The organism is Lentzea fradiae (genome assembly GCF_900100955.1).
Lineage (GTDB): Bacteria > Actinomycetota > Actinomycetes > Mycobacteriales > Pseudonocardiaceae > Lentzea > Lentzea fradiae.
Map to the genome: position 1 here is coordinate 67,737 of NZ_FNCC01000014.1, position 12,190 is coordinate 79,926.

The following is a 12,190-nucleotide window of genomic DNA, read 5'->3' on the forward strand; positions in this document are numbered from 1 at the left end:
ATCGTTTGACGTCAACCAGAAGGGTGAGGCAGCCCGAGCGCGCGGCGGCAGGTGTGAGGTGGCGATAACTCCCGAGTTATGGGCCTGACAGCGCAACGGCCCTGCGACGGCCACGGAGCGTGATCCAGCGACACCCGCGTGGCCGTGTTTGTTGTTCGCTCACTGTCTTAGGCTTCGTCGGTGCGAATGGAGCTGAGACATCTGCACGTGGTGCTGACCGTCGCGCGCGCGGGCAGCATCAGCCGGGCCGCCTCCCAGATGAAGATCGCCCAGGCAGGGCTGACCGCGCAGGTCCGCAGGATCGAGGCGACTCTCGGGGGTCCGCTGTTCCTGCGCCGCACCGGCGGCGTCGAGCTGACCGAGCTCGGCAGGCACGTCGTGCTGCGCGCCCAGGACCTCGTCGAACGGTTCGACGACCTGGTGGTGACGTCGAACAAGCTCGCCGAGCGCGGCGACTGCGGGATGCGCCTCGGCGGCGTGGTGGGCTCGCCGACGGCGTTGCTGGTCAGGGTGGTGCGCGAGGTGCTGCCCAGCCTGCCGCAGACCACGCACGTCGTGCGCGACAGCGACGCGGTGCTGGAGCTGGTGCGCACGGGGGACCTCGACCTCGCGCTGGTCGTGGAGTTCCCGCGCACCCCGCTGCGGTTCCCGAAGGCGGTGGGTCTGCGCGGGGTGGCCACGGAACGCATGCTGATCGGGGTCCCGGTGGGGCACCGGCTGTCCGGGCGCAGCGAGGTGCTGCTGTCGGAGCTGGCCGGCGAGGAGTGGGTGGTGCCCGACGAGAACCACGGCGGCAAGCTCAACCTCGACCTCGCCTGCGAGGCGGTCGGGTTCACGCCCCGCTGCACGCACTTCGGCGTGGAGCCCGCCGTCGCGGCCGAGCTGGTGCGCTCGACGGGCGCCGTGGCGGGGTTCTTCGCCGGGGAGAACCCGCCGGGCGTGCTGCTCAAGCCGATCATCGGCAACCCGCTGCGCCGGCGGATCACGCTGGTGTGGAACGACGAGGCCGCCCAGCACGTGGACGACGTGCACGACGGGCTCGTCCGGGCGTACCACGAACGCACCCCGCACCCCGGCCGCCTGCTGGCGTCCTGACCCAAGCCGCACGCGGGGCCCTTACCCACCGCACGCGGGGCCCTTTCGTACTGTCAGACAGTACGAAAGGGCCCCGCGTGCGGTGGGGGACGGGGTCAGATGACGCCGAGGGCGAGCATCGCGTCGGCTACCTTGATGAAGCCCGCGATGTTCGCGCCCACGACGTAGTTGCCGGGAGCGCCGTACTCGTCCGCGGTCTCCAGGCAGCGGTCGTGGATGCCGCGCATGATGCTGCCCAGCCGGTCCTGCGTGTACTCGAACGACCACGAGTCGCGGGACGCGTTCTGCTGCATCTCCAGCGCGCTGGTCGCCACCCCGCCCGCGTTCGCGGCCTTGCCGGGCGCGAAGACCACCCCCGCGTCGGTCAGCACGCGCACCGCCTCCGGCGTGCACGGCATGTTGGCGCCCTCCGCCACGATCGTGCAGCCGCCCGCGACGAGCTGCGCCGCGTCGTGGCCGTTCAGCTCGTTCTGGGTGGCGCAGGGCAGCGCGATGTCGCACGGCACCTCCCAGATCGACCGGCCCTCGACGAACGCCGCCGACCGCGCGTCCGCGTACTCGCTCAGCCTGGCGCGGCGGATCTCCTTGGTGTGCTTGAGCTCGTCGAGGTCGATGCCCTTCTCCTCGACGACGTAGCCGCCGGAGTCCGAACAGGCGACGACGATGCCGCCGAGCTGCTGGACGCGCTCGATCGCGTACATGGCGACGTTGCCGGAGCCGGACACGACCACGCGCTTGCCCTCGAAGCTGTCCTGCCGGTGCCGCAGGATCTCCTCGACGAAGAACACCGTGCCGTAGCCGGTGGCCTCCTTGCGCACCAGCGACCCGCCCCAGGCGAGCCCCTTGCCGGTCAGCACGCCCGACTCGTAGCGGTTGGTGATCCGCTTGTACTGGCCGAACAGGTAGCCGATCTCCCGGCCGCCGACACCGATGTCGCCCGCGGGCACGTCGGTGTACTCGCCGATGTGCCGGTACAGCTCCGTCATGTACGCCTGGCAGAACCGCATCACCTCGCCGTCGGAGCGGCCCTTCGGGTCGAAGTCCGACCCGCCCTTGCCGCCGCCGATCGGCATGCCGGTGAGCGCGTTCTTGAAGATCTGCTCGAAGCCGAGGAACTTGACGATGCCCAGGTAGACGGTCGGGTGGAAGCGCAGCCCGCCCTTGTACGGGCCGAGCGCCGAGTTGAACTCGACCCGGAAGCCCCTGTTGATCTGCACGGTGCCGCGGTCGTCCACCCACGGCACCCGGAAGATGATCTGCCGCTCCGGCTCGCACAGGCGGTTGATCACCGCGGCGTCGGTGTACTCCGGGTGCTTGGCCACCACGGGACCGAGGCTGTCGAGCACCTCGTGCACCGACTGGTGGAACTCGGTCTCACCGGGGTTGCGCCGCAGCACCTCGGCGTAGGTGTCGGCGAGCTTCTCGTCCAGCACGGGCATCTTGTCGTCCTCTTCCGAAAGAGACTGAGGGACAACGCGAGCCCGCCTCCGGCCCGGCGTGCGCCGTCGAGACAGGGGCCGCAGCCCTGCGCCGCCCCGTTGCGACTTCACACCCGCGTTAACCGGAGTTTACGTCCGTGTTTCGCGGACCACCAGGCGGACCACCAATCTCACACTATGGGCACCTGGCTGCCCGAAACGGGAACGCGGGGGCCCTACGTTCCCCACAAGGAAACGCAGGGCCCCCGCGTTCCCCGCCGGAGCGGGTGGGAGTTGCGGACGAGGTGGCCGGGGTGTTCAGGCCGGGCGCGGTGCCGCCGGTCCCAGCACGTCCACCGCCGCCAGCCACGCCGCTCCCGCGGCACCCTCGGTCGCCATGATCACCGCGGCGGCGCAGCGCGTCAGCAGCTCCTGCTTCAGGTGCGTGCCCACCGGGGTCTTGATCAGGCTGCCGACCAGCACGATCGGCGAGGTGTCGGACGGCGTGCGCACGGCCGCGGCCGTGTCGGCGAGCAGGCGGGCGGCGTTCGACACGATCGCGAGCGCCTCCGGGTCGCCGTGGTGGTAGGCGGCGCTGACCAGGGGCGCGAACCGGGCCAGCGCGATCGGGGGACCCGCGTTGACGGTGGTGATCAGCTGGCCGCGGGTGCGGGCGCCCGCCGTCGTCAGCACGGCGGTGGCGAGTCCTTCGAGGGGCGCGTCGAGGTCGAGCAGCTTCAGGGTCGCCCTGACGGCCTCGCGGCCTAGCCAGAACGCGGAGCCGTCGTCGCCGACGAGCCAGCCGTAGCCGCCCGCCTGGCCGACCATGCGGTGGTCGCGGATGCGGCCCGCGATGGAGCCGGTGCCCGCCACCAGGACGGTGCCGTCGGGGGAGGACGTGCCGGTGGCGAAGGCCGCCTCGCAGTCGGTGACCACCCGCATCGGGCAGTGCAGGCCCGCGCGCTCCCAGGCTGCTTGGAAGAGGTCCAAGACGACCGGGTCGGCCATCCGGGACGCGCCGGCCATGCCGAGGACGCCGCTGCGCACGCGCCGGGAGTCCAGGCCGTCCAGCGCCTCGGTCAGCGCCTCGGTGACGTGGGCGGCGGCCACCGCCGGCGGGTGCGAGTTCGGGTTCGCGCCGCCCGCGAGCCCCTGACCCAGGCGGGCCCCGTCGAGATCGAGCACCAGCGCCCTCGTCGACGTGCCGCCCGCGTCGAGTCCCACGACCAGATCCATGAAAGCCGAGTATGCCGAGAGACGGACGCCGCAGGCACACCCAACCGGGTGTCACGGGGCCAGGGCGCGGTCACCGCTCGCGTTGTGGTGGAAGAACACCAGCGTGCCCGGCGGAACGGGATCACCCGGACGGACCACTGTGGACAGTTCGGGGACGGTCAGGCCGAAGTCGAACACCGCGGGTTCCGCCACGTCGACGAGGTCGTCCCGGTCGGCGGGAGCGGTGTAGCGGCTCTTCACCCCGGCCGTGTAGGTCACGGGTCCGGCAGGCAGCACGGACCGCGACACCGGCAGCACGACGACGTCGCTGTCGAACAGGTTGGTGTCGGTGGAGCCGTCGAAGCCGTTCAGCGGCTGCTCGTCCACCACCTCGTCGGTCTCGGCGGCGACCGTCTTGGCGTACCAGACGTCCGCCACGATGCCGCCCGCCGCGTTCGTCCGCTTCACCGCCGTCGTCTCGAAGTCCTTGCCGCCCACCGAGAACCGCACGTGCGGCTGGGTGTTGCCGCCGAGGTTCGCCCAGGTGTCCCAGGTCGCGATGCCGAACGCCAGCAGGTCCGGCGTCGCCGTCGCGCCGACGAACCGCACGTCGCCGCCGCGGGCCGTGCGGTTGGCGGCGCAGTCGTCCTGGAGGCCGGGGCCGCAGTCGGGCAGGCGGCCGGACCGCCCGCCGAGCTGCAGCACGGTCATCCGCGACACGTAGTCCTCCTGGTCGAGGCCCCGCCCGGTGACGTGACCGTCGGCCACCGACAGCGCCGACACCGGTTTCGGCGCCGCGTGGACCGGCACCCGCAGCGAGCGGTCACCGGTGAACGTGACCAGGCCGGACGCCTCCGCGAGGAACTGCCGTCCGTCGGCCAGCGACACCGTCGGGTCGGCGGCTTTGCGCAGGTCCGCGGGCCGGGGGACGTACAGCCGCACGGGCACCGTCGCCGACCCGCCCGGCGGCACCGCCACCGGCGTCTTCCCGATCTGGAACGACACGCCGGGCACCGACGTGATCGGCTCGTAGCGGGCGTGCAGCAGGACCGGGGTCGTCCCCTTGTTGACGAGCGTGATCTCCCGGGTGCTCACCAGCGGGCCGCCGACCTCGACCGTCCCGAACGACGCATCGCCCAGCGCCAGCACGTCGGCCGTCAGCGCCGCGAGCCCGTCCACCCGTCCCGCGCCCACCCGCATCGGCGCCTCGCGCACACCGTCGGACGACCGCACGACCCCGGACGCGGTGTTCGTCAGCACGGCCTTGACCTCTTCGACCGTCCACTCCGGATGCACCTCGCGCAGCACCGCGGCGATGCCCGCGACGTGCGGAGCGGCCATCGACGTGCCGCCCATCGACGTGCCTTCCGACGCGGTGCCGGACGCGGCGGAGAAGATCGTGTCACCCGGCGCGGCCACCGCGATCGACGACCGCGACCGCGACGACGAGGGCGTGATCGTGTCGGTGATCGACGGCTCGACGGACGGCACGGACCGCTTCAGCTCCGAGGTCAGACGCACCGTCAGCGTCCCCTCCTCCAGCGCGGGCCGCAACGCCTTCGACGCCGCCGCGGTCAGCTGGAACGCCGGGATGCGGTCGTTGCCCGCGATCCCGGCGGCGAACACCGGCAACGTCGTCGGCAGCAGCACCCCGGCCGCCCCCGCGTTCGACGCGTTGTCGGTGCGGGCGGCGGAACCGCACGCGCGGGTCGCGTCGACGTCGTCCCACTCCAGCCAGACGATCTTGCCGTCCAGCCGCTCGCCGATCGGCTGGCAGCCGTCCACGTTGGACGACAGCCGCACCACGGGCAGGGAGAGGTCGATCGGCTTCTCGTACGCCAGGCCGTACTGGCCCGCCCACCGCCGCCCGCCGGACTCCAGGCCGTCGAGCATCGAGAACGCGTCGCGGCTGTTCGCCACGGAGATGGCCTCCGGCGTGTTCGCGGGTGATCCGGAGACGTCGTAGAAGTCGCCGCCGTTGCCCGCCGCCGCCACGACGACCACGCCGTGCTCCACGAGCTTGCGCACGAACAACGAGTCGGGGTCGTCCGGCGCGCCGAACTCGCTGCCCAGGGACAGGTTGACGACGTCGAGCTTGTCGGAGAAGTCGCCGTCGCCGTTCGGATCGAGCGCCCAGTCGAGCGCCCGCGCGACCAGGTTCGTGCCGCCCTTGCAGCCGAAGATCTTCAACGCGTAGAGCGACGCGCGCGGTGCCGTGCCCGGTCCGATCTTCAGCGCGTCGAGGTCGACCGTCTCGTACGAGCCCCGGTACGTCGTGCCGTCCGCGTTCACGCCGAACCCGGCCGCCGTCCCGGCGACGTGCGTGCCGTGGCCCTGGCAGTCGACCGGGTCGCCGTCCGGCTCCGGCACCGCGCTCGCCTTGCCGGTGTAGGAGTCGCCCGCGAAGTCGTAGCCGCCGACGACCTTGGCGTTGGGGAACGTCCCGCCGCCGAAGTCGGCGTGCCGGTAGTCGATGCCGGTGTCGACCACGCCGATCCGCACGCCGTCACCGAAGCGGCCGAGCGACCGCCACACCTCGGAGGTGCGGGTGAGGCGGACGGCCGAGGCGTTGGTGACCACCTTGGGGGTCATCCGGTGCACCGCGCGCACCTCCGGCATCCCGGCCAGGCCGGCGAGCCGCGACGGCGCGGCCGACAGCACGACGCCCGGCACCGCGTTCGACGTCCTCGCCACCTCCCGGCCGCCCGACCGGGACACGACCCGGGAGACCTGCTCCGAGGTCCGTTCGCGGGCCGACCGGGCCTGCGGGACGGAACGGGCCTCGACCGCGGGGGCCGAGGTCAGCTCCACGAAGACCGTCACCGGCTCGACCGGCGGCGACGGCGCCAGCAGCGCTCCCAGCAGCAGTGACACGGTCAGCAACTTCATGATCGACCCCTGGTGCCCCTCGGACGGCCCCGATGCCCGGTGCCTCTGGACGAAATCCCCTCTATCGGGCTATACATCCGATGTCTAGCTGTGGTGAGCAGAGGAGGAACGGCCGTGCAGCTCTTGCGACTCGGACCGGTCGGCGACGAGCGCCCCGCGGTGCGGACCGCCGACGGGACGACGTACGACCTCCTGCCCCTCACCCCGGACGTCGACGGCGCGTTCCTCGCCAACGACGGAGTCGCCCGCGTCCGCGCCGCCCTCGACGCGGGTGAGCTGGAGGCCCTCGACGCCGAGGGGATGCGGGTCGGCCCGCCGCTCGCGCGTCCCGGCAAGATCATCTGCATCGGCCTCAACTACCGCGACCACGCGGAGGAGACCGGCGCCGCCATCCCCGCCGAACCGGTGGTGTTCCTCAAGACCCCGGACACCGTCGTCGGCCCGTACGACGAGGTGCTGGTGCCCCGCCGGTCGGTGAAGACCGACTGGGAGGTCGAGCTCGGCGTGGTCATCGGGCGCACGGCGCGCTACCTGGAGTCCGAAGAGGACGCCCTGGCGTGCATTGGCGCGTACGTGCTCTCGCATGACGTCTCCGAGCGCGAGTTCCAGATCGAGCGCGGCGGCACCTGGGACAAGGGCAAGAACTGCGAGACGTTCAACCCTCTCGGTCCCTTCCTCGTGCCCGCCGGGGACGTCGCCGACCCGCAGAACCTGGAGATGCGGCTCTGGGTCAACGGCGAGCTCAGGCAGAACTCGTCAACCAAGAACATGATCTTCCCGATCGCCGAGGTCGTGCGCTACCTCAGCCAGTTCCTTGTCCTTCGACCGGGTGACGTCATCAACACGGGTACACCCGCTGGGGTGGCGCTCGGCCAGCCGGAGCCCAAGCCGTACCTGCGCGCCGGTGACGTCGTCGAGCTGGAGATCGAGGGCCTGGGCAGGCAGCGCCAGGTCCTCGGACAGGCATGACCGACTTCGAGGGGCTCGTCGCCGTCGTCACGGGCGGCGCGTCCGGCATCGGCCTGGCCACCGCGACCCTGCTGAGCAGGAGAGGAGCGGCGGTCGCGGCACTCGACCTGAACCCGGACGTGCCGGAGCCGCTCGTCGGCGTCCGCACCGACGTGACCGACGACGAGAGCGTGCGAGCCGCCGTGGCCGAGGTCGTGCGGCGGTTCGGCCGCCTCGACGTCGTGGTGAACAACGCGGGCATCGGCGCGCAGGGCGACGTGCTGGCGAACGACGACGACGAGTGGCACAAGGTGCTCGACGTCAACGTGCTGGGAATGGTCCGCGTCTCGCGGGCCGCCCTGCCGCACCTGCGGAAGTCGGCGTCCGCCGCGATCGTCAACACCTGCTCGGTGGCCGCACGGGCCGGACTCCCGCAGCGCGCCCTCTACTCGGCCAGCAAGGGCGCGGTGTACTCGCTGACGCTCGCGATGGCCGCCGACCACGTCCGCGAGGGCGTCCGCGTCAACGCCGTCGCGCCCGGCACGGCGGACACCCCGTGGGTCGGCCGCCTGCTCGACACGGCACCGGACCCGGAAGCCGAACGGGCCGCGCTGGAGGCACGCCAGCCGCACGGCCGGCTCGTGTCCGCCGACGAGGTGGCGGGGGCCATCGCCTACCTGGCGAGCCCGCTGTCCGGGTCGACCACGGGCACGGTCCTCGCGGTCGACGGCGGCATGCACGGCCTGCGCCTGCGGCCCCGGTGACCGGGTTCCCGGCGGTCATGTCCGGCTGATCGGCCCGGGGTGATCGGTCCGGGGTGATCGGTCCGGCTGATCAGCTCGGGTGATCGGTCCGGCCGATCAGGTCTTGGCGACCTCGGCGGGGTCGCAGGCCGCGGCCGTCGAGCCCGTGCGTGCGGCGTTGTCGAGGTTGTCCTCCACCCAGCCGCGCAGCATCCGCAGCGGCACGGCCGCGCTGTGGCCCAGCTCGGTGAGCGAGTACTCGACGTGCAGCGGCACCGCCGGGAAGACCGTGCGGTCGACCAGGCCGAACTCCTCCAGCCGCCGCAGCGTCTGGGTGAGCACCTTCGGGCTGACCCCCTGCAGGTGCCGCTGGAGGTGGCCGAACCGCTGCGGCCCGTCCTCCAGCGCGCCGATGGCGAGCGCCGACCACTTGTTCGCCAGCAGGTCCAGCATCGCCCGGCACGGGCACTGCGCGGCGTAGACGTCGTGGTCGGAATGCTGTCCGGTCAGACACTCGGTCGCCATTGCGGGCCTCTCACCTCGATACTTCCCAAAGGGAAGTTCTATCCCTTGTGGGTAACTATACCCCTGCGGATACGTTGCCGTCGTCGACGTGGAGATCAAGTCCGGTCTTCACGGGCATCAGGTCCGAAGGAGAAAACCCGTGTCCGACAGCACGATGCGCGCCGTCACCCAGCACAGCACCGGCGGCCCCGAGGTGCTCGTGGTGGAGCAGGTGCCGCGGCCGGAACCGCTGCCGACCGAGGTCCGCGTGAAGGTGCACGCGGCCGGCGTCAACCCGGTCGACTGGAAGACCAGGGCGGGCTCCGGCATGGCCGGGGTGCTCGGCGGGCCGCCGTTCACCCTCGGCTGGGACGTCTCCGGCGTGGTCGACAAGGTCGGCTTCGGCGTCACGACCCTCAAGGAGGGCGACGAGGTGTACGGGATGCCGTGGTTCCCGCGGGCGGCCGGCGCCTACGCCGAGTACGTCACCGCGCCGTCGCGCCAGTTCGCCCTCAAGCCGTCGAGCATCGGCCACGAGGAGGCGGCGGCCGTGCCGCTCGCCGGGCTCACCGCGTGGCAGGCGCTGGTCGACACGGCGGAAGTCGAGTCGGGACAACGGGTTCTGATCCACGCGGCGGGCGGCGGCGTCGGGCACCTCGCGGTCCAGTTCGCGAAGCGCCTCGGTGCCCACGTGATCGGCACCGCCCGGTCCGGCAGCCACGACTGGCTCACCAAGCTGGGCGCGGACGAGGTGGTCGACTACACGGCCGTCCGGTTCGAGGACGCGGTGTCGGACGTCGACGTGGTGCTCGACCTCGTCGGCGGCGACACCGGCCTGCGGTCGCTGGACGTGCTGCGCCCCGGCGGCCTGCTCGTCGCCGTCCCGTCCGGCGCCGCGCCGGAAGTCGTCGCGGCGGCCGAGCGGAAGGGCGTGCGCGCGACCCCGTTCCTGGTCGAGCCGGACGGCCCCGCGCTCGCCGCCATCGCGGGCCTCATCGACGCGGGCGAGGTGACCGTCGCGGTCGAGGAGGTCTTCGAGCTGGAGGAGGCCGCCGAGGCGCACGCCCGCGGCGAGTCCAACCGCACCCGCGGCAAGCTCGTCCTCCGCGTCGCCCGCTGAGTTCCCACCGCGACTGGAGATCAGCCGATGTTCTACGAGATCCGCCGCTACCAGGTCCAGCCGGGACGCCGTGACGAATGGGTCCGGTACATGGAGGACGTGATCATCCCCTTCCAGACGGGGAAGGGGATGTCGATCACGGCGTCCTTCGTGGACGAAGAAGATCCGGACGGCTACGTCTGGATCCGTCGCTTCGAGGACGAGCAGGAGCGGAAAGCCTTGTACGCCAACGTCTACGAGAGCGACGAGTGGCGTGACGAGCTCGCCCCGAAGGTGCGGGGCCTCCTGCTCGCCGACCGGATCACGGTCACCAGGGTCGTCCCCACCCCGGCCTCCGGCCTGAGGTGACTCAGGCGAACAACGCCTTCAGCTCGTTGATCAGCTCCGGGGTGGCGCCGACGAGCGGTTCGCGGACCGGCCCCGACGGCAGGCCGAGCAGGTTGAGCGCGGCCTTGACCGCGACGGCGCCGGGTTCGCGGGTCATGATCGCGGTGATCACCGGCAGCAGGGCCTGGTGGTGGCGCAGGGCCTCCTTGTTGTCGCCCTCGTCGTAGGCGTCGAGCATCGCCTTGATCTCGTTGCCCACGACGTGCCCGACGGTGCTGACCGCGCCGACGCCGCCGATCGAGTAGAGCGGCAGGATCAGCTCGTCGTTGCCGGAGTAGTAGTCGAGCCCGGTCTCGGCGATCACGCGGGCGGTCGCGAGCAGGTCGACCTTGCAGTCCTTCACGCCGACGATCCGCGGGTGCTCGGCGAGCCGCAGCAACGTCTCGGTGTCGATCGCCGTGCCGGTCCGGCCGGGGATGTCGTACAGCAGCGCCGGCAGCCCGCAAGCGTTCGCCACCTGCCGGAAGTGGTTCTCGACCCCTTCCTGGGTGGGCTTGCTGTAGTACGGCGTGACGACGAGCAGCCCGTCCGCACCGCCCTGCTCGGCCTGGTTCGCGAGCTCGACGGTGTGCCGGGTCGAGTTGGTGCCGACACCGGCGAGCACCTGCGTGCGGTCGCCGACCGCCTCCTTGACGGCCCTGATGACCTGCGACTTCTCGGCATCGGTCGTGGTCGGCGCCTCACCGGTCGTGCCGTTGACGACCAGCCCGTCGACGCCGCCCTTGTCGACGAGGTGCGCCGCGAGTTCCTGCGCGCCTTTGAGGTCCAGGTCACCGTCGGGGGTGAAGGGGGTGACCATCGCTACCAGCACTCGTCCGAACATGACTCCAGCGTGGCTCCAGTTTTCGCAAAGTTCCAGTTAGAAGTTCTGCCCGGAACGTTAAGCTGAGCTTTATGTTGGACGTCCGCCGCCTCCGCCTGCTCCACGCTCTGTCCGTCCACGGCACGGTCACGGCCGCGGCCGAGGCCCTGCACGTGACGTCCCCCGCCGTCTCCCAGCAGCTCGCCGCACTGGAACGCGAGGCCGGAGTACCCCTCGTCGAACGAGACGGCCGACGCCTGACCCTCACCCGCGCCGGACACGTCCTGGCCGCGCACACCCAACTGGTCCTGGACCAGCTGGCCGCGGCCGAGGCAGACCTGGCATCCCTGCGCACGTCGGTGTCCGGCGTGGTGCGCGTCGGAGCCTTCGTGTCGGTAGCCGCCTTGCTGCCGCGCGTGATCCAGGTGCTGCGATCGGCGCACGGGTCCGATGTGGACCTGTTCGTGCACGAGATGGAACCCGAGGCGTCACTGCCCGCCTTGCGGCGCGGGGACATCGACATCGCCGTCATCCACTCGTACAACATCATGCCGCGCTCGCTGCCGGAGTCCTGCGAGTCTTTCGAGCTGTTCGTGGAGCCGGTCAACGTGGCCCTGCCGCTGTCGGACCCGTTGGTGCAGAACGACTCCGTGGACCTGTCGGCGTTGGCCGACCGGCCGTGGATCATGCCCCGCACCGATGCGTCGTGCCACGAGATGGCGCAACGTGCTTGTGGCGCAGCCGGTTTCGTGCCCCGCGCCCAAGCCTATTGCGACGACTTCGGGGTGATGTGCGGGTTGGTGGAGGCGGGATTGGGGGTGGCTCTGGTGCCTTCCGTGGCGCGGCGGCCGGGGGTGGCTTTGCGGCCGTTGAAGCAGCAGGTTTTTCGCACTGTGTCAGCGGTTGTGCGGAACCGGGCGGACGGACAGCCAGCCGTTCGGGTGGTGTTGGAGCAGCTCCGCCAGATCTGAGCATCGGTGACCCGCGCAACCGATCCTGCTACTATCGGGACATATCCGCCCGGTCCCTCGTGGGCCGGGTTTTCTCATGTCTTTGTGCCAGTGGGCCA

Annotated in this window: 11 protein-coding genes; 6 read left to right on the forward strand and 5 right to left on the reverse strand. The window is 71.5% G+C overall.

Annotated features, from left to right (window positions below; genetic code table 11):
- The first annotated feature begins 186 nt into the window (after positions 1–186).
- Complete coding sequence (locus BLT23_RS29940; RefSeq protein ID WP_090054959.1) at positions 187–1,095, forward strand: LysR family transcriptional regulator; 909 nt, start codon at positions 187–189, stop codon at positions 1,093–1,095.
- A 95-nt stretch (positions 1,096–1,190) separates the two neighbouring features.
- Here the strand turns inward: BLT23_RS29940 and gdhA are convergent, their stop codons facing one another.
- The 3 genes from gdhA to BLT23_RS29955 all read right to left on the reverse strand — a co-directional run bounded on the left by gdhA (position 1,191) and on the right by BLT23_RS29955 (position 6,617).
- Complete coding sequence (gene gdhA, locus BLT23_RS29945; protein WP_090054962.1) at positions 1,191–2,534, reverse strand: NADP-specific glutamate dehydrogenase; 1,344 nt, start codon at positions 2,532–2,534, stop codon at positions 1,191–1,193.
- 297 nt (positions 2,535–2,831) lie between these two features.
- Positions 2,832–3,749 carry an N-acetylglucosamine kinase gene (locus BLT23_RS29950; RefSeq protein WP_090054965.1) on the reverse strand — a complete coding sequence of 306 codons (918 nt, stop codon included), beginning with the start codon at positions 3,747–3,749 and terminating at the stop codon, positions 2,832–2,834.
- Between the two features lie 51 nt (positions 3,750–3,800).
- Positions 3,801–6,617 carry a S8 family serine peptidase gene (locus tag BLT23_RS29955; protein WP_090054968.1) on the reverse strand — a complete coding sequence of 939 codons (2,817 nt, stop codon included), beginning with the start codon at positions 6,615–6,617 and terminating at the stop codon, positions 3,801–3,803.
- 114 nt (positions 6,618–6,731) lie between these two features.
- On the opposite strand from BLT23_RS29955, the gene BLT23_RS29960 reads away from it, so the two are divergent.
- Together BLT23_RS29960 and BLT23_RS29965 are read left to right on the forward strand one after the other, a co-directional pair.
- Positions 6,732–7,586 carry a fumarylacetoacetate hydrolase family protein gene (locus BLT23_RS29960; RefSeq protein WP_090054971.1) on the forward strand — a complete coding sequence of 285 codons (855 nt, stop codon included), beginning with the start codon at positions 6,732–6,734 and terminating at the stop codon, positions 7,584–7,586.
- Positions 7,583–8,329, forward strand: a complete 747-nt coding sequence (locus BLT23_RS29965) for an SDR family NAD(P)-dependent oxidoreductase (RefSeq protein ID WP_090054973.1) — start codon at positions 7,583–7,585, stop codon at positions 8,327–8,329. The genes BLT23_RS29960 and BLT23_RS29965 overlap by 4 nt, the downstream gene beginning before the upstream one ends.
- 96 nt (positions 8,330–8,425) lie before the next feature.
- Here the strand turns inward: BLT23_RS29965 and BLT23_RS29970 are convergent, their stop codons facing one another.
- Positions 8,426–8,833, reverse strand: a complete 408-nt coding sequence (locus BLT23_RS29970) for a winged helix-turn-helix transcriptional regulator (RefSeq protein ID WP_090054976.1) — start codon at positions 8,831–8,833, stop codon at positions 8,426–8,428.
- 154 nt (positions 8,834–8,987) lie between these two features.
- On the opposite strand from BLT23_RS29970, the gene BLT23_RS29975 reads away from it, so the two are divergent.
- Positions 8,988–9,932, forward strand: coding sequence for an NADP-dependent oxidoreductase (locus BLT23_RS29975; RefSeq protein WP_090055431.1), 945 nt, complete (start codon positions 8,988–8,990; stop codon positions 9,930–9,932).
- Between the two features lie 27 nt (positions 9,933–9,959).
- Positions 9,960–10,280, forward strand: a complete 321-nt coding sequence (locus tag BLT23_RS29980; RefSeq protein WP_090054979.1) for an NIPSNAP family protein — start codon at positions 9,960–9,962, stop codon at positions 10,278–10,280.
- A gap of 1 nt (position 10,281) precedes the next feature.
- Here BLT23_RS29980 and dapA read toward each other — a convergent pair whose 3' ends face one another.
- Positions 10,282–11,142, reverse strand: coding sequence for a 4-hydroxy-tetrahydrodipicolinate synthase (dapA, locus tag BLT23_RS29985; RefSeq protein WP_090054981.1), 861 nt, complete (start codon positions 11,140–11,142; stop codon positions 10,282–10,284).
- A gap of 71 nt (positions 11,143–11,213) precedes the next feature.
- Here dapA and BLT23_RS29990 point away from each other — a divergent pair, with 71 nt between their 5' ends.
- A complete protein-coding gene (locus BLT23_RS29990) occupies positions 11,214–12,092 on the forward strand; it encodes a LysR family transcriptional regulator (RefSeq protein WP_090054985.1) in 879 nt (292 codons plus the stop codon).
- Positions 12,093–12,190 lie beyond the last annotated feature (98 nt).